The following is a 23,190-nucleotide window of genomic DNA, read 5'->3' as shown; positions in this document are numbered from 1 at the left end:
GGGTTTCCGCAGGTCGCGCCCGCCTATGGGGTGATTTGGGCGGGTCGTCCGGGTCTACTATTTCGGCTCGTACGTGACCTAGGTCCTATGAGGCGCCTCACCCCGGAGGGCCTCTTCGGGAGCCTCGAATGTGACCTGGGCCTCGAAGTTCGCCCGCCGGGTCGCGCGGCGCAGCGCCTTCAGGAGGGCGTCGCCGACGGTCATGGTGAGGACGACGGTGAGGACGGCGCGGCCGAGGTCCCAGCCGAGGGAGGTGGCGACGAGGAAGGCGAGGAAGCGGACCAGGTTGTCGTGGGCCGGGGCGCCCGGCAGGAAGAAGATCCCGCCCGCGTCCGCCGCATCGCCGCCGAGCGTCACCCAGCCGTACAGATTGGTGACCGTGCCGTACGCGAACGCCGCCACGAAGCCGTACGCGGAGAGCATCACCAGCTCCCGCCGGCCCCGAAGCCTCCCCCAGGCTCGCGGCTTCGCTCGGGCACCGGAGACCCCCATCGCCCCCGGCAGCAGCCCCGCGCCCATCGTGAACCAGCCCATCGCCAGCATCTGCGTCGGCATCCACGGGCCGACCCCACCGGTGAGCAGCGCGGACGCGAACATGGTCACCGCGCCGAGGACGAAGCCGAAGCCCGGTCCGAGGACCCGGCCGCTCAGCACCATCAGGAAGAACATCGGCTCCAGGCCGGCCGTCCCCGCCCCGAGCGGCCGCAGCGCCGCCCCCACGGCGGCGAGCACGCCCAGCATCGCCACCGCCTTCGCGTCCATGCCGCAGTCGGCGATGGTCGCCACCACCACGGCGATCAGGAGGGGAAGGAGCAGGGCGAAGAACCAGGGGGCGTCGGCGGCGTGATCGGTGAGGGCCGAGCCCGCGTCGGCGAAGAGCGGCCAGCCGATGGCGACGAGCCCGACGGCGGAGACCAACACCAGTGCGGCGACCGACCTGGGGCCCAGCCGGACGGGGCGGGCGGGGGCGCGGGAGCTCACAGCGCCTCCTCTACCTGCTCGACCGTGAGCCACGCCTGTGGGGCCAGGATCTTCGCGACCTGGGGCGCGAACGCGGGGGAGGAGACCACCACCTCCGCCGTCGGGCCGTCCGCGACGACCTCGCCGCCCGCGATGATCACCACCCGGTGCGCGAGCTCGGCCGCGAGCTCCACGTCGTGCGTCGCGAGCACGATCGCGTGGCCCTCGGCGGCCAGCCCGCGCAGGTGCGCCACCAGGCGCGCCTTCGCCGCATAGTCCAGGCCGCGGGTCGGTTCGTCGAGCAGCAGCAGCGGGGGGCGTGCGGTCAGGACGACGGCGAGCGCGAGCGCGAGGCGCTGCCCCTCCGACAGGTCCCGGGGGTGCGTGTCGTCCGCGACCCCCGGCAGCAGTTCCGACACCAGTGCCCGGCAGCTCCCGGCCGGCGCGTGCGCGTCCGCGTCGGCCGCGGCACACTCCGCGGCCACCGTGTCCGCGTACAGCAGATCCCGCGGCTCCTGCGGCACGAGCCCGACCTGCCGGATCAGTGCGCGGGGGTCCGTGGCGTCCGGGGTGAGCCCGGCGACCCGGACCGTGCCGGCGGCCGGGGCGACCATCCCGACGAGCGTCCCGAGCAGGGTCGACTTGCCCGCCCCGTTCCGGCCCATGAGGGCCACCGTCTCCCCGGCCGCCACGTGCAGGCTGACCTGCCGCAACGCCTCGACCCGTCCGCGGCGGACGGCGAGCCGGTCCACGTCGACGAGGGGCCCGCCGGGGGCGGTCGCGTCCGCGCGTCCGCGGCCCGGGCGCCGGAAGAGGAACCTTCCCCCACCCCGCCCCTGCCCGGAACCGGGGGCTCCGCCCCCAGGGCCCCGAACCTCGGACGCCGGCGGGGCCGGCTTCGACGCGGTCCGCGGCGCGGCCCCGGTGCGGGGGAGCGGACCCGCCGGGGCCCGGTCGGACAGGCGGGCTCGTAGCGGGGCCGCCCGGCGTCGCGCGTCACGGACCGTCAGCGGCAGCGGGTCCCAGCCCGCGATCCGGCCCAGGGCGACCACCGGCGGGTGTACGGGCGAGACCGCCATGATCTCGGCGGGCGGGCCCATGACCGCCTCCGGGAGGAGCAGGACCTGGTCCGCGTACTGCACCACCCGCTCCAGGCGGTGCTCCGCCAGCAGGACCGTCGTGCCCAGGTCGTGGACCAGGCGCTGGAGGACGGCCAGGACGTCCTCGGCGGCCGAGGGGTCGAGGGCGGAGGTCGGTTCGTCGAGGACGAGGACCTTGGGGTGCGGGGTCAGGACGGAGCCGATCGCGACGCGCTGCTGCTGCCCGCCCGAGAGCGTGGCGATCGGGCGGTCGCGCAGCTCCGCCAGGCCCAGCAGGTCCAGGGTCTCCTCCACCCGGCGGCGCATCACGGCCGGGGCCAGGCCCAGGGACTCCATGCCGTACGCCAGCTCGTCCTCGACCGTGTCGGTCACGAAATGGGCCAGCGGGTCCTGCCCCACCGTGCCCACCAGGTCCGCGAGTTCGCGCGGCGGGTGGGTGCGGGTGTCGCGGCCGTCGACGGTGACCCGGCCGCGCAGGGTGCCACCCGTGAAGTGCGGGACGAGGCCCGACACCGTGCCCAGAAGGGTCGACTTGCCGACCCCCGAAGGGCCGACCAGCAGCACCAGTTCACCCTCGGGCACGGTCAGGTCCACGCCCTTCAGCGTGGGCGCGGCCTCGCCGTCGTACGTCACCGAGACGTTCTCGAAGCGGATCATCGCGCAGACTCCTTCGGCACGGGGGCCACGAACGCGGGCAGCAGGCCCAACAGTACGGAAGCCGCCGGCCACAGCGGCAGTTCGGGCGCCTCCAGCGGTACGACCCCGGGGTGCAGCGCCCCCGGCGCCACCGTCCCCGCCCAGATCATCGCCACCGCCACCGTGACGCCCGACCCGGCCACCAGGCAGGCCCGCACCCCCCACCGGTCCGGCCGGTACCGGGTCCGCACCGTCCGTCGCCCGCCGAGCCGCAGCCCCGCGACGGCCGCGAGCAGCCCGGCCACGAGCAGCGGCAGCCCGTACCCGGCACCCTGCGCGGCGAGCAGCCCGTACGAACCGGCGCACACCCCGAGCAGCCCGCCCAGCGTCAGCAGGTTCGTGGTCCGCCGCACCACGGGCGGCACCTGCGCCGTACGGCCGTACCCCCGCGCGTCCATCGACGCGGCCACCGCCACCGACCGCTCCAGCGCGCCCTCCAGGACCGGCAGCCCGATCTGCAGCAGCGCCCGCACCCCGCCCGTGGGCCGGCCGCGCAGCCGGCGGGCGGTCCGCAGCCGCACCACGTCCGCGACCATGTTCGGCGCGAACGTCATCGCGACCACGACGGCCACCCCCGCCTCGTACAGCGCCCCCGGCAGCGACTTGAGCAGCCGCGCCGGGTTGGCCAGCGCGTTCGCCGCGCCCACGCAGATCAGCAGCGTCGCCAGTTTCAGCCCGTCGTACACCGCGAACACCAGCTGTTCCGCGGTCACCCGGCCCCCGATCCGCACCCCCTGCGCCCAGTCCGGCAGCGGCACCTCGGGCAGCGTGAACAGTTCGTACGAGCCCGGGATCGGCGAACCGAGGACGAGGGAGAACGCCACGCGCAGCCCTACGACGAACAGGCCCAGCTTCACGAACGCGCCGTACGAACGCGCCCACGGCGCATCGGTACGGCGCGCCGCGACGACATAGCCCGCGACGCCGATGACCAGGCCGAGCACCAGCGGGTTCGTCGTACGGGAGGCGGCCACGGCAAGGCCGAGCGCCCAGAGCCACCAGGCTCCCGGGTGCAGGGCGTTGGAGCGGGTCGCCTCGGGGGCGCGCAGCCGGGACGGCGGGGTGGTCATCCGCGGCGGCGGCGGGCCTGCACGACGCCGGCGGTACCGAGGAGGAGCACGGCCGCCCCGCCCACGACGAGCCCGACGGACGGCCCGCCGGAATCAGAGGACGAGGAAGAGGAAGCGGACGAGGAGGAACGGGCCGGAGGGGAGGATGCGGAGGCTGAAGCGGAGGGTCCGGAAGCGGACGCCTCGCCCGTCGGCTTCGTCGGCTCCCCCTCCGCCACCTGCTCGCCGCACCCCTTCTCCGGATACCCCTCGATCCCGCACAACAGCGCGTTGGCGTCGTACCGCAGGGGCTTCGCGACCGCCGCGAGCGCCTCCGCGGCGGTGGCGGACTCGCGGACCTGCGGGCAGCCGGCCTTGGGCGTCTTCGCCGGCGGGGTCTCGCCGGGCGGGGCGTCCTGCGGGCCGCCGAAGTCGACGACGACCGCGATCCGCTTGGTGCCCTCCTTCTTCTCCACGCCGGCGCAGATCGTCGCGAAGTCGGGGGCCGAGGAGGGCTGCGCCGCGTCGCTGGAGTCGCGGCTGACCGCGAAGCGGAAGCCGATGGCGTCGCCGTCGGCGGGCCGGGCGGTGGCCGGGCCCTGCGTGGCGTAACCCCACTCGCCGCCCTGTTCCTCCCAGAAGGACCAGTAGCGGTAGCCGGCGGCCTGGGCGGGTGCGGCGACGGCGACGGTCAGGAGGGCGGCGCCGAAGCCGGCGGCCAGCTTGGCGCCGAGGTTGCGGTGCCTCACTTCTTGCGGCCGCTCAGGAGGAAGCCGATGCCGACGCCGACGACCATGCCGATGCCGATGATCCACCACACGTCGAAGCCGGACTCGTCGTCGGCGCCGGTGGACGCCTGCGAGTTGTCGGGGGCCTTCGGGGCGGGGCCGGTGGCGTTCAGCTGCTCGATGAGGTCGGCGCTGCCGAACTCGCGCGGGTCGGTGTCCATGGCGTGCGCGGCGAACACCAGCTGGGCGTAGGCGGCGGGGCCGCTCTCCTTGGCCCAGGTGGCGGAGTTCTTCTCCAGCCAGGCGAGCGCGCCGGTGGCCTCCTTGGTCGCGCCGGCCGCGGCGAGCGCGACGACGGCGTCGGCGGTGTTGCCGAAGTCGGGCAGCTCGGCGGTCTCGGCGGCGCCGGGCATCGGCGGGGTGGTGAGGTGGCCGGTCCTGGCGAGCTGGGCGGCGAGGTAGGAGGCGCCGTTGAGCGCGGCCCGCTCGGCGGTCGGCTTCGGCAGGTCCGTACAGGCCGGGGTCTGCGGGGGCTTCACGCCGCGCGCGGTGATGCCCTTGCCGAGGCCGGCGAGGGCGCCGGCGGCGGTGGCGTCGGCGTTGGCGGGGAGGGCGCCGTTCTTGTCGGGCTGGTACGCGAAGGCTCCCGCACCGCCGTCCTTGGCCGTGCAGGGCAGGGCGAAGGTGAGCAGGGCGTCGTACGGGGTCTTGCCGTCGGCGGACTTCACGCGGCCGGGGTGGTCGCCGGCGGCGATGAGCGCGCCGATGACGATGGAGGTGGAGTTGGCGTCGCTGGGGGTGCCGGGGCTGTAGCTCCAGCCGCCGTCCTTGTTCTGCACGCCGCGGAGCCAGGCCGCGCCCGCCTCGGCGGCCTTCTCGGTCTTCGCCGGGTCGGCGGACTGGCGCTTGACCGAGGCCAGCGCCTGCACGGCGGCGGCGGTGGCGTTGCTGTCCAGCATGGTCTTCGGGTCGCAGGGCTTCGCCGGGTCGGGGCGGAACGAGGCGAAGGCGCCGCTGTCGCACTGCTGGCCGAGCAGCCAGTCAACGGCCTGGTCGGCGGGCTGGATGCCGGAGGTGCGCTGGGCGAGGAAGGCGAGCGACTGGCGCCAGACGCCGTCGTACGTCGGGTCCTTGGTGCCGTAGAGGCCGGCCGGGACCTTGGCGGGGGAGGGGGTCGGCGACGGGGCGGCGGTGGCCACTCCCGCGGCGGTGGTGCTGAGCACGGCACCGGCCGCGAGTGCGGCGGCGATGCGGCGAACGCTGATCATGGGTCCCTCTCCTGCGGGCACCGGACACCGGCACCCGGGGAGCCAGCCTCCGGCGCCGTATTCCTCGACGGTGCCGGCGCTCACGTCCCGTACCGGGCGTTCCGACTCACCGCCCTCTGCATGGGCGGCTCACGGTTGCGGGTCAGTGCCGGATTTCCACCGGCTTCCCCCTGTACGGGCATGACGACGATCGCCCACTCTACCGGCCGGCGCCCTTCGCCCCCGGGCGCTGTACGTCACACCGCCACGTACTCCACCGGCTCCGTCCCCGCCACCGGCTCCGCCCGCCCCAGCTTCACCAGCCGCCGGACGTGGGCCTCGGCCTCGCTGACGGCGATGTTGCGGGAGCCGTGCGGGATCTCGTCCCACGGGCGGTTCCACTCCATCCGTTCGGCGAGCTGCCACGGGGTGAGCGGGGTGGCGAGGAGGGAGAGCAGTCCGGTGAGGCGTTCCTCGTGGTGGTCGAGGAGCTCGCGGACCCGGCCGGCGGCGTCGGGGAAGGCGTACTGGTGGGCGGGGAGCACTTCGGCGACGCCGAGGCGGCCGATGCGTTCGAGGGAGTCGAGGTAGTCGCCGAGGGGGTCGGTGGCGGTGGAGTCGTCGGGGTCCTCGTACAGGCCGATGTGCGGGCTGATCCCGGGGAGCAGGTGGTCGCCGGAGAAGAGCCGGCCGTGGCCGGGGAGGTTCGCCGGGTGTGTCTCCTCCAGGTGGAGGCAGACGTGGCCGGGGGTGTGGCCGGGCGTCCAGACGGCGCGCAGGCGGCGGCCGGCGAGGTCGAGGAGCTCGCCGGGGACGATCTCGCGGTCGGGGAGCGCGGAGCGCAGCCCGGGCAGGGTGCGCATCCGGCCGCCGGCTGCGCGGGCGGCGAGCAGCGGGGCGGTGTGCTCGTCGGGGGCGCCGACGGCGGCGAGCTTGCGGGCCAGGTAGTCGAGCCAGGTGCCCGGTTCGGCGTCGCGGGTGCGGCGTACGACGGCGATGTCGGCGGCGTGCATGGCGATCCAGGCGCCGGACTCCTCCCGGACCCGGCCGGACAGGCCGTGGTGGTCGGGGTGGTGGTGGGTGACGACCACGCCGTGGACGTCCGCAACGGAGAGGCCGAGCCCGCCGAGCCCGGCGGTGAGCTCGGCCCACGACGCGGGGTCGTCCCAGCCGGTGTCGACGAGCACCGGCCCGCGGTCGGTGTCGAGGACATGGACCAGGGTGTGGCCGAGCGGGTTGTCCGGAATGGGCACCCGCAACGACCAGACCCCTCCGCCGTGCTCGGTCACCCGCTGGGTCGGCTGGGTCATGAGGCCTCATCTCTCCACGGCGGTACGGAGCTTGCTCGACCATTGCCCACTATAACTAGAACTGGTATCAGTTCTGAAACACAGTCAGAAAGCCAGAGTCGACGTGCGGTCCCCGGGGAGGCAGTCGGTCATGACCGAGCTTGTGGAGCACGGAAAACTGTTCATCGGCGGTGAGTTGGCCGATCCGCTCGGCAGTGACGTCATCGAGGTGATCTCCCCGCACACCGAGGAGGTCATCGGCCGCGTCCCGCACGCCGCCGAGGCCGATGTCGACCGGGCCGTCGCCGTCGCCCGGAGGGCCTTCGACGAGGGGCCCTGGCCGCGGATGACGCTGGAGCAGCGGATCGAGGTCGTCGGGCGGATCAAGGACGCGATCGCCGTACGGCACGAGGAGATCGCGCGGTCCATCAGTGCGCAGAACGGCTCCCCGTACTCCTGGTCCGTCCTCGCGCAGGCGCTCGGCGCGATGATGGTCTGGGACTCGGCGATCACGGTCGCGCGGGAGTACGCGTACGAGGAGCGGCGCTCCGGCGTGCTCGGGCCGCTGCTCGTGCGGCGCGAGCCGGTCGGGGTCGTCGCGGCCGTCGTGCCGTGGAACGTGCCGCAGTTCACCGCCGCCGCCAAGCTCGGGCCGGCGCTGCTCGCCGGGTGCACGGTGATCCTCAAGCCCTCGCCCGAGTCCCCCCTCGACTCGTACATCCTCGGTGAGATCGCGGCCGAGGCCGGGCTGCCCGAGGGCGTGCTGTCGATCCTGCCCGCCGACCGGGAGGTCAGCGAGTACCTGGTCGGGCACCCGGGGGTGGACAAGGTCTCCTTCACCGGCTCGGTCGGGGCGGGCAAGCGCGTGATGGAGGTCGCCTCGCGCAACCTCACCCGCGTCACCCTCGAACTCGGCGGCAAGTCCGCGGCCGTCATCCTGCCGGACGCCGACCTGGAGGCGGCCGTCGCCGGGATCGTCCCGGCCGCCTGGATGAACAACGGCCAGGCCTGCGTCGCCCAGACCCGCATCCTCGCCCCGCGCTCCCGTTACGAGGAGATCGCCGAGGCCTTCGCCGCCGCGGCCGGGGCGCTCGTGGTCGGCGACCCGCTCGACCCCGCGACCCAGGTCGGCCCGCTCGTCGCCCGCCGCCAGCAGCAGCGCTCCCTCGACTACATCGGCATCGGCCAGGCCGAGGGCGCCAAGGTCCTCACCGGCGGCGGCCGCCCGGCCGGCCTGGAGCGCGGCTGGTACGTCGAGCCGACCCTCTTCGGCGGCGTCGACAACACCATGCGGATCGCCCGCGAGGAGATCTTCGGCCCGGTCATCTGCCTGCTGCCGTACGGGGACGAGGACGAGGCCCTGCGCGTCGCCAACGACTCCGACTATGGCCTCAGCGGCAGCGTCTGGACCGGCGACGTCGAGCACGGCGTCGACTTCGCCCGCCGGGTCCGCACCGGCACCTTCAACGTCAACACCTTCAGCCTCGACATGCTCGGCCCGTTCGGCGGCTACAAGAACAGCGGCCTTGGCCGGGAGTTCGGGCCCGAGGGGCTGAGCGAGTACCTGGAGCACAAGATGATCCACCTGCCCGCGGGCTACGAGGGGCCGGGTGGCGCGTGATGGGCGACCGCTGGCACGTGGAGGTCGACCGGAGCGTCTGCATCGGCTCCGGCATGTGCATCAACCACGCCCCGGACGGCTTCCGCCTCGACCCGGCCCGCCAGTCCCACCCCCGCGACCCCGCCCCGGACGCCAACGAACGCGTCCTCGCGGCGGCCGAGGGCTGCCCGGTCGAGGCCATCTCGATCACCCTCCTCGACGGCGGGGAGCCGGTCTTCCCGCCGGAGGACTAGTTTCCTTATGCAAAACTACTCCCTTGATCACGGGGGCAAGGGGCCTTCGTACGCCCGGAATTGGGAGTGTTGTGCGCAAGTCGATGGGGGTACCCCCTGTACGAGCGAAGTCGAGCGTCGCCTGGGGGAAGGTGGCCGCGGCTGCCGGTGTGGTGCTGCTGGTCGCGGGGTGCGGGAGCAGCGGCGGTTCGGACAAGGGCGGTTCGTCCGCGGCGACCGGGGGCTCGTCCTCGGCCGGCGCCGGTGGCGGCTCGGAGGCCGGGGGCGAGGCGCTGACGGCCGACGCCGTGAGGACGGAGATCGAGACCGCGGCGACGGGCGCCGGCTTCGCCCAGGACGCCACCGGCGACGCGGTGCCGCCGGGCCTGGAGAAGTGCATGGTCTCCTGGACCGCCGACGCCGAGAAGGCCGCCGACCCGAAGAAGTCCTACACCGACACGGTCGCGACCCTCGGCAAGGGCGGCTGGAAGAGCGGCCAGAACTTCTCCCAGGGCGGCTCGACCATCCAGACCCTCACCAAGGGCGGCTGGCAGCTGAAGGCCAGCGACCACAGCATGGGCGCGCTGAAGATGGTGATGTTCATCGCCAGCGACACCTCGGCCACCTGCGAGGCGCCTTTCAAGGCCGACCTGGAGAAGAACAAGAAGTCCTGAGCCCGCGGGGCTCAGCCGCGTCCGGCCGCCGTGCCGGGCGCGGCCCCGGCGCCCCGCGCCGTCAGGTCGATCAGCCGGCACACCGTCTCGATGTCGATCTTCACCTGTGCGATCGACGCCCGCCCCGACAGCCACGTGATCAGCGCCGAGTGCCAGGTGTGCTCGATCACCCGCACCACCGACAGCTGCTCCGGCGTCGGGTGCTGCGTCCCCATCGCGTCCAGGATGATCGCGGTCGTCAGCCGGGACACCGTGTCCACCTCGGGGCTCACGCTGCGGTCGGCGAAGGTCAGCGCCCGCACCATCGCGTCCGCGAGCTGCGGTTCGCGCTGCAGGGCGCGGAACGCCCGCATCAGCGTCTCGGCGACCCGCTCGGCCGGGTCCTCGCCCGCCGGCGGGCGCTTGCGGAGCGTGGTGTGCATGTGCTGGAGCTGGTCCTGCATGGTGGCGACCAGCAGGTGGATCTTGGAGGGGAAGTAGCGGTAGAGCGTGCCGAGCGCCACTCCGGCCGCCTCGGCGACCTCCCGCATCTGTACGGCGTCGAAACCGCCCCGCCCGGCGAGCTGCGCACTGGCGTGCAGGATGCGCCGGCGACGCGCCTCCTGGCGCTCTGTCAGGGGCGGTGACGCAGGTCTGTCTTCCGCGGTCATGAGGTCCCGTTCCGTGCGGTGGCGGAGCGACAGTATGGCGGGGCTCCCGCCGTGGCGCGAATCACCTGATCCGGATCTCGCGGCCGAGCTACCTGCCGGTAGATTCTGTGCTCCTTGAGCGATCAAGAAGATCATGAACGATGATCATGAACGATCAAGTCTGTAACTTGTTCTAGATTAGCGCGGGCGGATACGCTCCCGCGAAAAGCACGCTCGAAGGGGGTCCCAGTTGACCGCGGAGGCCATAGAGGCAAGCCCCCGGCAGTCCGTCACCGCGGGCGGTGACAGTCCGTTGCGGATCGCTCTCCTCACGTACAAGGGGAACCCGTTCTGCGGCGGCCAGGGCGTCTACGTCCGCCACCTCTCCCGCGAGCTCGCCCGCCTCGGCCACAGCGTCGAGGTCATCGGCTCCCAGCCGTACCCGACCCTCGACGAGGGCGTTCCGCTCACCGAGATAGCGAGCCTCGACCTCTACCGCCAGCCCGACCCCTTCCGCACCCCCGGGCGCGAGGAGTACCGGGACTGGATCGACGCCCTCGAGGTCGCCACCATGTGGACCGGCGGCTTCCCGGAGCCGCTCACCTTCTCCCTGCGGGCCCGGCGCATGCTCGCCGCCCGCAGCGGCGACTTCGACGTCGTCCACGACAACCAGACCCTCGGTTACGGACTCCTCGGCGGCCCCCGCGCCCTCGGCGCCCCGCTCGTCACCACGATCCACCACCCCATCACCGTCGACCGGCAGCTCGAACTCGACGCCGCCGCCGACTGGAAGCGCCGCGCCTCCGTCCGCCGCTGGTACGCCTTCACCCGCATGCAGAAGCGGGTCGCCCGCCGGATGCCCTCCGTCCTCACCGTCTCCGGCACCTCGCGCCAGGAGATCGTCGAACACCTCGGTGTCCGCGAGGACCGCATCCGCGTCGTCCACATCGGCGCCGACACCGACCTGTGGTCCCCCGACCCGTCCGTCGCCGAGATCCCCGGCCGGATCGTCACCACCTCCAGCGCCGACGTCCCCCTCAAGGGCCTGGTCCACCTCGTCGAGGCGCTCGCCAAGCTCCGCACCGAGAACCCCGACGCCCACCTCGTCGTCGTCGGCAAGCGCGCCGAGGCCGGACCGGTCGCCCAGGCCATCGAGCGGTACGGGCTCGAGGGCGCCGTGCGGTTCGTCAAGGGCGTCACCGACGCCGAGCTCGTCGACCTCTACCGCTCCGCCCAGGTCGCCTGCGTCCCCTCCCTCTACGAGGGCTTCTCGCTGCCAGCCGCCGAGGCCATGGCCACCGGCACCCCGCTCGTCGCCACCACCGGCGGCGCCATCCCCGAGGTCGCCGGACCCGACGGCGAGACCTGCCTGGCCGTGCCCCCGGGCGACGCCGGCTCCCTCGCCGCCGCCCTCGGCCGGGTCCTGGACGATCCCGCGCTGCGCGCACGGCTCGGCGGCGCCGGGCGGGAGCGGGTGCTGACCCGCTTCACCTGGGCCAGGGCCGCGCAGGGGACGGCCGAGCTGTACCGCGAGGCCATCGCCCGACAGGGCGCTGCCCGGAGCCGTACAGCAGCCCCCCGCGCCTGAGCCCCGCACCCCCGACTCCGCGCCCCCCCACGCCCCCTTCGCAAAAAACGCGGCCCCCCGCAACTGAAGCCACTGAAAGGCAGACCCCGTGCTGACCGTCGACTTCACCCGCTTCCCGCTCGCCCCAGGCGACCGCGTGCTCGATCTGGGCTGCGGCGGGGGCCGGCACGCCTTCGAGTGCTACCGGCGCGGCGCCCAGGTCGTGGCCCTCGACCAGAACGGCGAGGAGATCCGCGAGGTCGCCAAGTGGTTCGCCGCCATGAAGGAGGCCGGTGAGGCCCCGGCCGGCGCCAGCGCCACCGCCATGGAGGGCGACGCGCTGAACCTGCCCTTCCCCGACGAGTCCTTCGACGTCGTGATCATCTCCGAGGTCATGGAGCACATCCCCGACGACAAGGGCGTGCTCGCCGAGATGGTCCGGGTCCTCAAGCCCGGCGGCCGCATCGCCGTCACCGTCCCGCGCTACGGCCCCGAGAAGGTCTGCTGGGCGCTGTCCGACGAGTACCACGAGGTCGAGGGCGGCCACATCCGCATCTACAAGGCCGACGAGCTGCTCGGCAAGATGCGCCAGGCCGGCCTCAAGCCGTACGGGACCCACCACGCCCACGCGCTGCACGCCCCCTACTGGTGGCTCAAGTGCGCCTTCGGCGTCGACAACGACAAGGCGCTGCCGGTCCGCGCGTACCACAAGCTCCTGGTCTGGGACATCATGAAGAAGCCCGCCCTGACCCGGGTCGCCGAGCAGCTGCTCAACCCGGTCGTCGGCAAGAGCTTCGTGGCGTACGCGACCAAGCCCCACCTGCCCAAGGCCGATGCCGACGCCGCCAACGCCGACGCCGCCAACGCCGACGCCGCCAACGCCGACGCCGCGAAGGCCGGCGCGTGACCTCTCCCGAGCGGATCGCCGAGCACCTGGTGCTGCCCGGCGTACTCACCGCCGACGAGGCCGCCCGTACGGTGGCCGGCATCCTTGCCGCACAGCGCGCGGACGGCGCCATACCGTGGTTCCGCGGACACCACCTCGACCCCTGGGACCACACCGAGGCCGCCATGGCCCTCGACACCGCCGGCGAGCACGAGGCCGCCGACCGCGCCTACGCGTGGCTGGCCCGGCACCAGAACGCCGACGGATCCTGGTACGCGGCCTACCAGGACGGCGACCCCGAGGACGTCACCGACCGCGGCCGCGAGTCCAACTTCGTCGCGTACATCGCCGTCGGCGTCTGGCACCACTACCTGTCGACCGGCGACGACGCCTTCCTCGACCGGATGTGGCCCGTCGTCTACGCGGCCGTCGAGTTCGTCCTCGGGCTCCAGCAGCCCGGCGGCCAGATCGGCTGGAAGCGGGAGGCCGACGGCACCCCCGTGAACGACGCCCTGCTCACGGGCAGTTCCTCCATCCACCAGGCGCTGCGCTGCGCCCTCGCCATCGCCGACGAGCGCGAGGAGCCGCAGCCCGACTGGGAGCTCGCGGCCGGCGCGCTCGGCCACGCGATCCGCAGCCACCCCGAGCGCTTCCTCGACAAGTCCCGCTACTCGATGGACTGGTACTACCCGGTCCTCGGCGGCGCCGTGACCGGACCCCAGGCCAAGGCCCGTATCGACGCCCACTGGGACGACTTCGTCGTGCCCGGCCTCGGCGTGCGCTGCGTGCTGCCCAACCCGTGGGTCACCGGCGGCGAGAGCTGCGAGCTCGCCCTCACCCTGTGGGCGATGGGCGAGTCCGACCGGGCCCTGGAGATCCTCCAGTCGATCCAGCACCTGCGCGCCGCGAACGGCAACTACTGGACGGGTTACGTCTTCGAGGGCGAGCGGGCCGTCTGGCCCGAGGAGCAGACCACCTGGACCGCCGGATCCCTGCTGCTCGCGGTGGCGGCCCTCGGCGGCGACGAGGCGACGGTCGCGGTCTTCGGCGGCGAGCGCCTGCCGCGCGGTCTGGAGCCCGACTGCTGCCGCTGACGGGGAACCCGTACGGACTCACTCCGGTGGCGCACCGGCGGGCCGGGGGCGAGGCTGGCGCCACAGCCCCCAGGGAGGTCTCACCGTGCCCACCTTCATACGTGCGCGCCGCGCCCTCGTCGCCCTGTTCCTGTCCGGAGCGCTGCTCGCCACCACCGCGGCCTGCGGCTCGGACGGCTCGCAGAGCCTGACCACCAGCTCGGACGCGACCCCGACGAGCTCGGCGAGCTTCGAGCAGCAGCGGCTGGCCAAGACCCGGTTCGTGGCCAACGCGGGCCTGGCGGCGGGCGCCACGTACCAGTGGATCATCAAGCCGTACCGCGAGGGCAAGTTCAAGAAGGGCGCGGACGGGCGGACCTTCGCCCTGGTGAAGGCCGGCCTCGCGGGCGCGTTCACGTACAACCGGCTCAAGGCGGCCGTGAACAACGCCAAGGGGGACCCGCTGCTCTCGAAGGCGGTGGCGCCGCTGACCGCGGGGATCGAGTCGCTGAAGGACCTCGGCACGAAGCTGCGCAAGGGCGAGGCGGGCGACGCCGACGTCGGTGCGTTCGAGGACGTCATCAACAACGTGAAGGACGCGGGCAAGAGCGCGGGCGCCGAGGTCGTCGAGAAGGTGCCGAGCACGTCCCAGCTGGGCGGCGGATGAGCGGGCCACGCGCACGGGCGGCGGCCCGAGACGGACGAGCGGCGGGCCGGTCGGCGGGCCGGTCAGAGGCCCGGCCGACCGGCCCGGTCAGAGGCCGAGCTCGGCGAGCGTGCGCAGTGTGGCGGGGTCCGGTGCCGTGACCAGGAGGTCGGTGACCGGGCCCTTCCGCCATGCCGCGAGCCGCTCGGCGATCCGCTCCCGCGGGCCGACCAGGGAGATCTCGTCGGCGAAGGCGTCCGGCACGGCGAGCACCGCCTCCTCGCGCCGCCCGGCGGCGAACAGCTCCTGGATGTGCCGGGCCTCCGCCTCGTACCCCATGCGCCCCATGAGGTCGGCGTGGAAGTTGCGGGCCGCGTGCCCCATGCCGCCGATGTAGAAGCCGAGCATCGCCTTGACGGGCAGCAGCCCCTCGGTGACGTCGTCGCACACGTGGGCGCGCACCATCGGGGCGACCAGGAAGCCCTCGGGCAGGGGGTCGGGGAGCGCGTACACCTCGGCCCAGCGCGTGGGGGACCAGTAGAGCGGCAGCCAGCCGTCGGCGATCCGGACGGTCTGGGCGATGTTCTTGGGTCCCTCGGCGCCCAGGAGGACGGGGAGGCCGGCCCGCAGCGGGTGGGTGATGGGCTTGAGGGGCTTGCCGAGGCCGGTGCCGTCGGGGCCGGTGTACGGGTGGGAGTGGTAGCGCCCGTCGAGCGCCACGGGCCCCTCGCGCCGCAGCACCTGCCGGATGACGTCCACGTACTCGCGGGTCGCGGTGAGCGGCGAGCGGGGGAAGGGCCGCCCGTACCAGCCCTCGACGACCTGCGGCCCGGAAAGGCCGAGCCCGAGCATCATCCGGCCCCCGGACAGGTGGTCCAGGGTGAGCGCGTGCATGGCGGTGGCTGTCGGGGTGCGGGCGGCCATCTGTGCGACGGCCGTGCCGAGCCGGATCGTGGAGGTGTGGGCGGCGATCCAGGTGAGCGCGGTGAAGGCGTCGGAGCCCCAGGCCTCGGCGGTCCACACCGAGTGGTAGCCGAGCGCCTCGGCCTCGCGGGCGAGGTCGAGGTGGGCGGGGGAGGGGCCGCGGCCCCAGTAGCCGAGGGCGAGTCCGAGTCGCATGGCGGGCAGCCTTTCTGACGATGTGTCAGCTCGGCTCGGACTGTACGGCAACGGCCCCCCGCCCGGAAGGGAATCCGGGCGGGGGGCCGTCGGCGAGGGTGGCGACTCCGCGGGAGCCGTCAGCCGCGCTGGATGCCGGTGGTGTCCTGCAGGACGCCGCGGCGGCCGTCCTGGGTCTGGGCGACCAGGGCCTGGCCGCGCTGCTCGACCGCCAGGTACCAGGTGCCGGGGGCCAGTTCGGCGATCGGGGCCTGAGAGCCGTCCTCCGCGTACAGCGGGCGGGCGACCGGGACGGCGAACCAGAAGGGGGTGAAGTCCCCGGCCGGCGCCGGAGCGGTGTCCTGCTGCTGCTGGGCCGGCTGCGGCTGCTGGGTCTGCGGCTGGGAGGGTGCGGCCTGCGGCTGCGCGCCGAACGGCTGGCCGGCGCCGAGCGACGGGTCGGGCTGGGCACCGTACGGCGCCGGCTGCTGCTGGCCGCCCGGGTAGCCGTAGCCGGCACCGGGGACGCCCGGCTGGCCCGGCTGCATGCCGTACGGCTGCGGGGTCTGCGGCTTCGGGGCACCCACGAGCGGCGCGTTGAGGGCCGGGACCAGCGGGCCCGCGACGGTGGCACCGGCGAGCACGAGCGCGGCGATCAGGCCGAGGATCAGACCGGCGCCGGCGTTGGAGGACTCGAAGACCCACATCAGCAGGGTCCAGGCGGAGGCGATGGTGAACGCGGCACCGACCTGGCCGAGCTCCAGGCCGGCCACCTTGCGCTGCTGCGGCAGGCCGCGGGAGACGACCACGAGGGCGGCACCGGCGATACCGAGGAAGAAGGCGCCCCAGCCGAGGGGCGACATCTCCCAGGAGTACGGGGTGTCGACGGCGTCGCAGTAGTTGCCGGGCGCGTCACAGCCGGAGATGCCGAGGAACGAGGCGATGAACAGCACCACCGCTGCACCGATCAGCACGCCATCGCCTCGAGTGAGGGAGCGGATATTCACGTAAGAGTCCTTCGTCGGGTCGTCTCGTCGGGGTGGCGCGAAGCACGGGGGCGGCCCCATCGTACGGAGCGAATCTATCGTTCGCCCGATCGCTCCTCGGTCCTACCCCTTGAGGTAGGCCCCGATGCCGTTCGCGATGCCCTGCGCGGCCTTCTGGCGCCACGCGGCGTCGGTCAGGAGCGCGGCGTCCTTCGGGTCACGCATATTGCCGCATTCGATGAAGACCTTGGGGACGGTTGAGAGATTGAGGCCCCCGAGATCCTCGCGTACATCCAACCCGGTGCCGGAACCGATGTAGTTGGCGGGGTGGCTGCCGGTCGCGCGGCCGAACTGTGTGACCAGCTTCTCACCCAGGGCGCGGGACGGTCCCACGATTTTCGCGGTGTCCGCGGCGCCCGCCTTCACGTGCTCGGGCACGATCACGTGGAAGCCCCGGTTCCCGGTCGCCGAGCCGTCCGCGTGGACGGAGACGACGGCGTCGGCCGAGGCGGCGTTGCCGATCCGGGCGCGCTCGTCGATGCAGGGGCCGTAGGGGCGGTCGGCGTCGTGGACGAGGACGACCTCGGCGCCCTGGGCCTTGAGGAGATCGCGAAGACGGTGTGAAACATCGAGGGTGAAGGCGGCCTCGGTGTAGCCCGCGTTCGTGGAGGTGCCCGTGGTGTCACACTCCTTGCGACTCGTCCCGATATTCACCTTCTTGTTGATTTCCGAGGAATGCCGGAAATTACCGGGATTATGGCCGGGGTCGATCACGACCGTCCGCCCGGCCAGCGGCGGCACCTTCCGCGGCGGACCTGCGGGAATGGCGCCGCCGGCCTTGCCGGTGGCCGAGGCGGTGGCGGTGGCGCCGGCCTTGGTATCCGCCTGCGGGGCCGACGCGGCATTGCCCCCGCAGCCCGTGAGGGCGGCGCAGGCGGTCAGGGCCAGGGGGAGGGCGAGCAGCCCGCGGTGGTCGTACGGCACCCCGCGACTGTAGGCGTTCCGGCGCCGGATTGCCCGTATCGCTGGACGTGTGTGAGAAGAGGGTGAAGGGTATGTGGCGGGCATCATCGCATCGACCACAGAGGGGGACCTGTGGCGGGGGAAGATCACGACCACACCAACGCGGGCCGGCAGCCGTCACCGTGGGAATGGAACGGCCCGGAGGGGGCGGGGCACGCGCCGTCAGGCCCGCCGCCACCGGCCGCTTCGCCGCCACCGGCCGCTTCGCCGGCACCGGCCGCTTCGCAGCCTCCGGCCCCTTCGCCGGCACCGGCTCCTTCGCCGGCGCCACCGCAGGACCAGGTCGCCGGGGGCACTCATCCGCCGGTACCGCCGACACCCCCCGGCTACCCGCCGTACGACGCGCCTCCGACGGCCCCGCTGCCGCCGCCGGGCCCCGCGAACCCGGCGCAGGCCGCCGCCGTCGGCCTGCTGAACCTGTCCTGCCTGGGCCTCGGCTACGCCCTGCTCAAGCACGGGAAGTCGGCCGCCCTCTGCTGGGCCGCCACCATCGCCCTGCTCGTCGTCGCCCTGCCCGCCGACCCGGACGGCATCCCGCTCGGCGTCCTCATCGCCTACGCGGTCTTCGTCCTGGCCACGGCCGCCGACGGGGCCCGGCGCGCACTGCATGCCCACCCGGAGCGCCTCGCGCTCCCCGGCCGGCGCGGCCTCGTGCTGCCCGTCGCGCTCGCCCTTCTGCTCGTCGTCCCCGGCGGCGGCACCTTCGCCTACGGTGCCGCCCGGGACGAGGCCATCGAGCAGTCGCTGCTCGACCGGCTCGCCACCGCCGACACGCAGGTCAGGCAGAGCGAGGGCCAGACCTTCACCAGCGTCGAGGCCACCTACCGCCAGGCCCTCGCCACCTACCAGGACCTGGGCACCAGGCACGCGGGCTCACGCGCCGGAAAGCAGGTCCCGGACCGGCTCGCCGCCTACTACAAGACGGTCTCCGCCCCGTACGACAAGAAGGACTACTGCGCCGCCGTCCCCGCCCTCAAGCACCTGCGCGCCCTGCCCGGCACCGTCGACCGGGGGCTCCTCGGCAGCCTCGTCGGCAAGGCCGACGAGCCGCTCGCCGAGTCCTGGTTCGAGTGCGGCACCAAGGCCATCGGCTCGGCCGGCCAGGAGGCCGGCTCCGGCGCCCACCTCAACGAGCTGCTCTCCACCTTCCCGCAGTCCCCGTTCGCGCAGAAGGTCGAGCCCACCCTCCGCGAGGGCCTGCGCACCCGCGACAAGTCCCTGGCCGTCGCGCCCTGCGACACCACCGCGGAACTGCGCCGCTTCGACACCACCGTCGACCTGCTGCCCAGCGCGACCTTCGGCTCGCTCGGCAAGGACACGGAACGGACCATCCAGCGCGGCGACTTCGCGTGCGGACTCGACCACTACAAGAAGAAGGAGTACGGCGAGGCCGTCTCGGCGATGGAGGCCTACGTCAAGGCCTACCCGTCCAGCCCGCAGACCGCCCAGGCCCGCAACGTCGCCATCGCCGCCGAGATCGCCGAGGAGACCCCGGCGGCCGGCGACAAGGTCCCCTCGGGCGCCACGTCCGACGGCTCCGGCATGGTGATGGTCGTCAGCAACGACGGCCCCGGCGAGGTCGAACTCCTCTACACCGGCCCCGTCACCGGCCGCCTCACCATCCCCGCCTGCTCCGGCTGCACCACCTATCCGGGCATCCTGCCGGTGGGCGGCAAGAACAAGCCCTGCTCCGGCCCGTCCTCGAAGTACCCGAAGCGCACCCTGATGCTGCCCCCGGGCACCTACCAGATGCTCCAGAAGCGGGACGGGACGGGCACCTCGGCAAGCGTGAAGAAGGCGAGCAACGCGAAGATCGAGTCCGGCTACAACTACACGAACTGCCTGTACGTGACGTCGCTGTTCAGGTGACGGTCACGCGGTACCGAGGGCGGCGACCTCGGCCGCCGTCAGCGGGTGGTCGAAGACGGCGACGTCGGAGACGGAGCCCTTGAAGTAGGCGTTCCTGTTTCCGCTCACGAGGTCGCGGCCGATGACGAACGGGCCGCTCGCCGCCCACAGGGCGGTGTGCGTCTGGGTGGCCGCGACCTTGCCGTCGACGTACAGCGTCAGCTTCCCGGAGGCGGCGTCGAAGGTGCCGGCGAGGTGCGTCCAGACGCCGGCCGGAGTCGTCGTCGAGGCGTAGGCCTGGTCGATGTGCCAGCCCGCGGTGTCCTCGGTGGGCATCCCGAACCGCCAGTTCCCGGCGCCCGCGTCGTACCAGAGGATGAAGCCGCTGGTCGTCCCGCCGTCCTGCGACGCGACCGCCCCGGTTCCCGCCCCCGGGGCGACCTTCGCCCACAGTGACAGGCTGAAGCTGCGGTTCGTGCTCACCACCGGCCCGGCCGCCGAGACCGTGCCGGTCCCGTCCAGGGCGACGGAGCCGCCGCGCTCGGCGCCCCAGGCGGCCCCACCGCCGAGTGTGCCGGTGCGGTCGTGGCCGGACGTGTCGGCGGCGGTGGTCCCCGACGCGTCGTGCAGCCCCCAGGCGAGCTGCGGGACCCCGCGCGTGTAGCCGTACAGCGGGGTGTGGTCGGAGATCCCGGTCGGGGTGGTGACCGTCCCCGAGTAGAGGGCCTGATCGGCCATCTGAGTCCAGGAGTCGCAGCCGGTGAAGCCCGCCCGCCCGAAGAGGTAGTCGATCTTGACCGACTCGTACTGCCAGGGCCCGGTCGAGGGGGTCCGGTGGAACTGGGTGTCCTCGTTCGCCGCGTCGCCCAGGGCGTACGACTTCGCGTCGCACTCCGGCATCAGGTCGAACAGGGGCTTGAGGTTCGGCTGGTACGACGTGTTGAAGTCGCCGCCGAGCACCACCCACGGGTACTGCGCGACCCGCGCACGCACGGCCTCGACCTGCTTGGCGTACGTGCCCGCCGGCATGTCCTTGGCGTTGGTGAGGTGCGTGGTGCACAGCTTCGTCCGCCAGCCGACGACCCCCGCACACAGGGTCTGGGCCCGCTCGAAGCCGGGGTTGGGTACCGGCAGCGGCTCGCGGACCGGCTCCCCGTCGAAGGTGCCCTTGACCCCGATGGCCACGCTCACGGTGCCGGTCAGGGCGCCCCGGCAGTTCGAGGTCCCGTCCGGACGCTTCACCTCGGCGGTGACGAAGTGCCAGACCGCGGGGTCCAGCTTCGCCTGCAGCCGGCCCAGAACGCTGTCCGCGGGACCCGCGCACACCTCCTGGAGCAGGACGGCGTTGAGGCCGCGGGCCGCCACCACGTCGGCGATGGCATCAGCCTTGGTCTGCGGCGCGTTGCGGAACGGGCAGTAGTCCGGGTGCGCGTCGTCCTCGGTGGGCAGGCTCCCGCCCGCCTCACCGCAGATGTTCCAGGTCATGGCCCGTACGGACTCGACCTCCAGGGCCGTGCCCGCGGTGGACGCGGTGGCGGCCGGGGTGGACAGCGCGGACAGCGCGGACGCCAGTGACACGGCTATGAGTGAGCCCAGGAATCCGCCCCGGCGAAGCCGGGCGGCTCGGGCGCTGCGTCTGAACAAGGTGGTTCCCCGCTGAGAGTGGACGATCAAGAGCGGGGAGACCATAACCTCCGCGGGTCAGCCGCGTCGCCGCAGCACCCGCAGGGAGTCGGTCACCGAGATCTCCTCGAAGTCACCGGACTCCAGCGCCCGCAGATAGATCCGGTACGGAGCCTGACCGCCGTCCTCCGGGTTCGGGAAGACGTCGTGGATGACGAGCACGCCGCCGGGGGCCACCTTGGGCGCCCAGCCCTCGTAGTCCGCCGTCGCGTGCTCGTCGGTGTGACCGCCGTCGACGAACACGAAGCCGAGCTGACCGCCCCACACCTTCGCGACCTGCGGCGACCGGCCGACGACCGCGACCACGTGGTCCTCCAGGCCGGCCTTGCGCAGTGTCCGGCGGAAGGTCGGCAGGGTGTCCATGACGCCGACCTCCGGGTCGACGACGGTCGGGTCGTGGTACTCCCACCCCGGCTGCTGCTCCTCGCTGCCCCGGTGGTGGTCCACGGTCACCGCGACCGTCCCCGCCGCCCGCGCCACGTCCGCGAGCAGGATCGTCGAGCGCCCGCAGTATGTGCCGACCTCCAGGAGCGGCAGGCCCAGCTCCGCCGCCTCGGCGGCAGCCGCGTACAGCGCGAGCCCTTCCTTGACCGGCATGAAGCCCTTCGCGGCCTCGAAGGCGGCAAGGATCTCGGGGGTGGGCTCGGCGGCGGCCATGGGCGGGTCCTCCTACTGGTGAGTACGCGGGTACGGGCGCCCATCGTGCCCTACCCGTCGCACTCGAACCACACCGTCTTCCCCCCGACCCCCTCCATGACCCCCCACCGGTCTGTCACGGCCTCCACCAGGGCCAGCCCCCGCCCGCCTTCGTCCAGCGGCCCGGCCGCCTTCGCCACGAGCGGCCCCGGCACCCCGTCGGCCACCTCCACCCGCAGCCCGTGCGGCTCCCGCAGCAGCAGCACCGTGCACCGGCGCCCCGGCACGTGCCGCACCACGTTCGCGACGAGCTCGGTGAGCGCCAGCTCGCCGGAGTCGGACAGCCGGCCGAGTCCCCAGCGCGTGAGGAACATGCGGAGGATGCGACGCATGTGACCGGCGGAGTGCTCACCCACGGTGAAGCCCATCCGGTAGCTCGCTTCAAGAGCCGCAGGGTAGAGGTCTGTTGCGTGACGCCTCGCCGCTGGACTACTACGGCTCGGAGTTACGCCGGTTGAGGGAGGAGGCGGGGCTCAGCCAGGAGCAGTTGGGCGACATCCTGTATTGCACGGGTTCGCTCGTCGGCCAGATAGAGACGGCGAAGAAGGTCCCGACCCGCCAGTTCTCGGAACGGCTGGACGCGGCGCTGATGACGGGCGGGCTGTTCTCGCGCCTGATCGGCCTGGTCCTGAAGAGCCAGCTGCCGAACTGGTTCCAGCCGTACGCGGAGATGGAAGCGAAGGCGACGTACATCTCGACGTACCAGGCGCAGCTGGTCTACGGGTTGCTCCAGACCGAGCCGTACGCTCACGCAGTCCTGAGCGTGGACAACCCGGGCGGCGCCGACGAGATGGTCGCCGCCCGAATGGAACGCCAGCGCATCCTGGAGCGCGAGAACCCACCCGTGCTGTGCGCCATCCTCGACGAGGCCGTGCTGTACCGGGAGATCGGCGGGGCGGAGGTGATGTGGAATCAACTCGCCCACCTGTTGAGTTTCCGCGACCATCCGTGGATCCAGGTGCAGGTGCTGCCGTTCGGAGTGGGCCAGCACGCGGCCATGATGGGGTCGTTCAACCTCCTGCGCTTCGACGACGACCCGGACATCTTCTACGCGGAGAGCTACGACAGCGGTCACATGACCGCCAATCCGCAAGTGATCAGGGAACGTTCCGTCGGTTACGCTCGGCTGCAAGCCGCGGCCCTCTCCCGGGAGGACTCGGCGGCTCTGATCGCACGTGTGATGGAGGAACGGTATGGGCACCAGTCAGGGCCTGAAGTGGCGTAAGTCGTCATACAGCGGCTCCAACGGCGGCGACTGCGTCGAGTGCGCCCCCCTCGGCGCCGCCGCCTGGCGCAAGTCGTCGTACAGCAGCTCCAACGGCGGCGAGTGCATCGAGGTCGCCGACCTCGCCGCACACGTCGCCGTCCGGGACTCCAAGAACCCCGCCGGCCCCGTCTTCCTCGCCGCCCCGGCGGCCTTCGCGGCCTTCGTGGCGGCCACTGCCGAGGGAACCGTCGGGCGACGCTGACGCGTCGGGA

23 protein-coding genes and 1 riboswitch are annotated in these 23,190 nt (G+C 73.1%); of the genes, 10 read left to right on the top strand and 13 right to left on the bottom strand.

All coding sequences use genetic code 11. The annotated features are described in order from the left end of the window. Positions 1-78: 78 nt before the first annotated feature. The 6 genes from ACIGEZ_RS02830 to ACIGEZ_RS02805 all read right to left on the bottom strand — a co-directional run bounded on the left by ACIGEZ_RS02830 (position 79) and on the right by ACIGEZ_RS02805 (position 7,090). Positions 79-981, bottom strand: coding sequence for an ECF transporter S component (locus tag ACIGEZ_RS02830; protein ID WP_399824935.1), 903 nt, complete (start codon positions 979-981; stop codon positions 79-81). Continuing rightward, positions 978-2,717, bottom strand: a complete 1,740-nt coding sequence (locus tag ACIGEZ_RS02825; protein WP_399824934.1) for an ABC transporter ATP-binding protein — start codon at positions 2,715-2,717, stop codon at positions 978-980. Before ACIGEZ_RS02825 ends, ACIGEZ_RS02830 begins: the two co-directional genes overlap by 4 nt. Continuing rightward, on the bottom strand, positions 2,714-3,826 hold the full coding sequence (locus ACIGEZ_RS02820; RefSeq protein WP_399824932.1) for an energy-coupling factor transporter transmembrane component T: 1,113 nt from the start codon (positions 3,824-3,826) through the stop codon (positions 2,714-2,716). The genes ACIGEZ_RS02825 and ACIGEZ_RS02820 overlap by 4 nt, the downstream gene beginning before the upstream one ends. Continuing rightward, on the bottom strand, positions 3,823-4,554 hold the full coding sequence (locus ACIGEZ_RS02815) for an SCO2322 family protein (RefSeq protein ID WP_399824931.1): 732 nt from the start codon (positions 4,552-4,554) through the stop codon (positions 3,823-3,825). Before ACIGEZ_RS02815 ends, ACIGEZ_RS02820 begins: the two co-directional genes overlap by 4 nt. After that, the gene (locus ACIGEZ_RS02810) at positions 4,551-5,801 is read right to left on the bottom strand and encodes a prenyltransferase/squalene oxidase repeat-containing protein (protein ID WP_399824929.1); all 1,251 of its coding nucleotides are present in this window, start codon (positions 5,799-5,801) and stop codon (positions 4,551-4,553) included. The genes ACIGEZ_RS02815 and ACIGEZ_RS02810 overlap by 4 nt, the downstream gene beginning before the upstream one ends. A 94-nt stretch (positions 5,802-5,895) precedes the next feature. Then, positions 5,896-5,973, bottom strand: a riboswitch (cobalamin riboswitch). A gap of 64 nt (positions 5,974-6,037) precedes the next feature. Next, positions 6,038-7,090, bottom strand: coding sequence for an MBL fold metallo-hydrolase (locus ACIGEZ_RS02805; protein WP_399824927.1), 1,053 nt, complete (start codon positions 7,088-7,090; stop codon positions 6,038-6,040). A 130-nt stretch (positions 7,091-7,220) separates the two neighbouring features. On the opposite strand from ACIGEZ_RS02805, the gene ACIGEZ_RS02800 reads away from it, so the two are divergent. From ACIGEZ_RS02800 to ACIGEZ_RS02790, 3 genes are all read left to right on the top strand, one after another. Beyond that, positions 7,221-8,690, top strand: coding sequence for an aldehyde dehydrogenase (locus ACIGEZ_RS02800; protein ID WP_399824925.1), 1,470 nt, complete (start codon positions 7,221-7,223; stop codon positions 8,688-8,690). After that, entirely contained in the window at positions 8,690-8,923 is a 234-nt protein-coding gene (locus tag ACIGEZ_RS02795) for a ferredoxin (RefSeq protein ID WP_399824924.1), read from the top strand. Before ACIGEZ_RS02800 ends, ACIGEZ_RS02795 begins: the two co-directional genes overlap by 1 nt. Positions 8,924-9,054: 131 nt before the next feature. Beyond that, positions 9,055-9,576 (top strand): hypothetical protein, encoded by a 522-nt coding sequence (locus tag ACIGEZ_RS02790; RefSeq protein WP_399824922.1) that lies wholly within the window; start codon positions 9,055-9,057, stop codon positions 9,574-9,576. A gap of 11 nt (positions 9,577-9,587) precedes the next feature. On the opposite strand, the gene ACIGEZ_RS02785 is transcribed toward ACIGEZ_RS02790, so the two are convergent. Continuing rightward, entirely contained in the window at positions 9,588-10,226 is a 639-nt protein-coding gene (locus ACIGEZ_RS02785) for a TetR family transcriptional regulator (protein ID WP_399824921.1), read from the bottom strand. Between the two features lie 229 nt (positions 10,227-10,455). Between ACIGEZ_RS02785 and ACIGEZ_RS02780 the strand changes: the two genes are divergently transcribed. From ACIGEZ_RS02780 to ACIGEZ_RS02765, 4 genes are all read left to right on the top strand, one after another. Beyond that, positions 10,456-11,793, top strand: a complete 1,338-nt coding sequence (locus ACIGEZ_RS02780) for a glycosyltransferase family 4 protein (RefSeq protein WP_399824920.1) — start codon at positions 10,456-10,458, stop codon at positions 11,791-11,793. 88 nt (positions 11,794-11,881) lie between these two features. After that, positions 11,882-12,679: a class I SAM-dependent methyltransferase gene (locus ACIGEZ_RS02775; RefSeq protein ID WP_399824919.1), complete on the top strand. Its 798-nt coding sequence runs from the start codon at positions 11,882-11,884 to the stop codon at positions 12,677-12,679. Next, positions 12,676-13,752, top strand: coding sequence for a prenyltransferase (locus tag ACIGEZ_RS02770; RefSeq protein WP_399824918.1), 1,077 nt, complete (start codon positions 12,676-12,678; stop codon positions 13,750-13,752). Before ACIGEZ_RS02775 ends, ACIGEZ_RS02770 begins: the two co-directional genes overlap by 4 nt. An 85-nt stretch (positions 13,753-13,837) precedes the next feature. Further along, positions 13,838-14,398 carry a hypothetical protein gene (locus tag ACIGEZ_RS02765; RefSeq protein WP_399824917.1) on the top strand — a complete coding sequence of 187 codons (561 nt, stop codon included), beginning with the start codon at positions 13,838-13,840 and terminating at the stop codon, positions 14,396-14,398. Positions 14,399-14,485: 87 nt separating this feature from the next. Here the strand turns inward: ACIGEZ_RS02765 and ACIGEZ_RS02760 are convergent, their stop codons facing one another. The 3 genes from ACIGEZ_RS02760 to ACIGEZ_RS02750 form a co-directional block, all read right to left on the bottom strand. Continuing rightward, the gene (locus ACIGEZ_RS02760; protein WP_399824916.1) at positions 14,486-15,496 is read right to left on the bottom strand and encodes an LLM class F420-dependent oxidoreductase; all 1,011 of its coding nucleotides are present in this window, start codon (positions 15,494-15,496) and stop codon (positions 14,486-14,488) included. A 119-nt stretch (positions 15,497-15,615) separates the two neighbouring features. Next, positions 15,616-16,482 (bottom strand): DUF5336 domain-containing protein, encoded by an 867-nt coding sequence (locus ACIGEZ_RS02755; RefSeq protein ID WP_399824914.1) that lies wholly within the window; start codon positions 16,480-16,482, stop codon positions 15,616-15,618. A 102-nt stretch (positions 16,483-16,584) separates the two neighbouring features. Further along, complete coding sequence (locus ACIGEZ_RS02750) at positions 16,585-17,445, bottom strand: N-acetylmuramoyl-L-alanine amidase (RefSeq protein WP_399824913.1); 861 nt, start codon at positions 17,443-17,445, stop codon at positions 16,585-16,587. 111 nt (positions 17,446-17,556) lie between these two features. On the opposite strand from ACIGEZ_RS02750, the gene ACIGEZ_RS02745 reads away from it, so the two are divergent. Continuing rightward, positions 17,557-19,353 (top strand): hypothetical protein, encoded by a 1,797-nt coding sequence (locus tag ACIGEZ_RS02745; RefSeq protein WP_399824912.1) that lies wholly within the window; start codon positions 17,557-17,559, stop codon positions 19,351-19,353. A 3-nt stretch (positions 19,354-19,356) separates the two neighbouring features. Here ACIGEZ_RS02745 and ACIGEZ_RS02740 read toward each other — a convergent pair whose 3' ends face one another. The 3 genes from ACIGEZ_RS02740 to ACIGEZ_RS02730 form a co-directional block, all read right to left on the bottom strand. After that, positions 19,357-20,910: a LamG-like jellyroll fold domain-containing protein gene (locus ACIGEZ_RS02740; protein WP_399824910.1), complete on the bottom strand. Its 1,554-nt coding sequence runs from the start codon at positions 20,908-20,910 to the stop codon at positions 19,357-19,359. A gap of 123 nt (positions 20,911-21,033) precedes the next feature. Beyond that, entirely contained in the window at positions 21,034-21,672 is a 639-nt protein-coding gene (locus tag ACIGEZ_RS02735) for a class I SAM-dependent methyltransferase (protein WP_399824908.1), read from the bottom strand. A 50-nt stretch (positions 21,673-21,722) separates the two neighbouring features. Then, positions 21,723-22,043, bottom strand: coding sequence for an ATP-binding protein (locus ACIGEZ_RS02730; protein WP_399824907.1), 321 nt, complete (start codon positions 22,041-22,043; stop codon positions 21,723-21,725). Between the two features lie 74 nt (positions 22,044-22,117). Between ACIGEZ_RS02730 and ACIGEZ_RS02725 the strand changes: the two genes are divergently transcribed. Beyond that, on the top strand, positions 22,118-22,936 hold the full coding sequence (locus ACIGEZ_RS02725; protein ID WP_399824906.1) for a Scr1 family TA system antitoxin-like transcriptional regulator: 819 nt from the start codon (positions 22,118-22,120) through the stop codon (positions 22,934-22,936). Then, complete coding sequence (locus ACIGEZ_RS02720) at positions 22,905-23,180, top strand: DUF397 domain-containing protein (protein WP_399824905.1); 276 nt, start codon at positions 22,905-22,907, stop codon at positions 23,178-23,180. The genes ACIGEZ_RS02725 and ACIGEZ_RS02720 overlap by 32 nt, the downstream gene beginning before the upstream one ends. The last annotated feature ends 10 nt before the right edge of the window (positions 23,181-23,190 follow it).

The organism is Streptomyces sp. NPDC085481 (genome assembly GCF_044541845.1).
Lineage (GTDB): Bacteria > Actinomycetota > Actinomycetes > Streptomycetales > Streptomycetaceae > Streptomyces.
Note: the sequence above shows the minus strand (reverse complement) of the source record. Positions and strands in the feature narration are given on the sequence as shown.

Bases quoted from the DNA above. Each gene is read 5' to 3' on its own strand.
- ACIGEZ_RS02735 (WP_399824908.1), bottom strand. From the start codon at position 21,672: ATGGCCGCCGCCGAGCCCACCCCCGAGATCCTTGCCGCCTTCGAGGCC.
- ACIGEZ_RS02730 (WP_399824907.1), bottom strand. From the start codon at position 22,043: ATGCGTCGCATCCTCCGCATGTTCCTCACGCGCTGGGGACTCGGCCGG.
- ACIGEZ_RS02795 (WP_399824924.1), top strand. From the start codon at position 8,690: ATGGGCGACCGCTGGCACGTGGAGGTCGACCGGAGCGTCTGCATCGGC.
- ACIGEZ_RS02760 (WP_399824916.1), bottom strand. From the start codon at position 15,496: ATGCGACTCGGACTCGCCCTCGGCTACTGGGGCCGCGGCCCCTCCCCC.
- ACIGEZ_RS02720 (WP_399824905.1), top strand. From the start codon at position 22,905: ATGGGCACCAGTCAGGGCCTGAAGTGGCGTAAGTCGTCATACAGCGGC.
- ACIGEZ_RS02805 (WP_399824927.1), bottom strand. From the start codon at position 7,090: ATGACCCAGCCGACCCAGCGGGTGACCGAGCACGGCGGAGGGGTCTGG.
- ACIGEZ_RS02810 (WP_399824929.1), bottom strand. From the start codon at position 5,801: ATGATCAGCGTTCGCCGCATCGCCGCCGCACTCGCGGCCGGTGCCGTG.
- ACIGEZ_RS02785 (WP_399824921.1), bottom strand. From the start codon at position 10,226: ATGACCGCGGAAGACAGACCTGCGTCACCGCCCCTGACAGAGCGCCAG.
- ACIGEZ_RS02800 (WP_399824925.1), top strand. From the start codon at position 7,221: ATGACCGAGCTTGTGGAGCACGGAAAACTGTTCATCGGCGGTGAGTTG.
- ACIGEZ_RS02825 (WP_399824934.1), bottom strand. From the start codon at position 2,717: ATGATCCGCTTCGAGAACGTCTCGGTGACGTACGACGGCGAGGCCGCG.
- ACIGEZ_RS02820 (WP_399824932.1), bottom strand. From the start codon at position 3,826: ATGACCACCCCGCCGTCCCGGCTGCGCGCCCCCGAGGCGACCCGCTCC.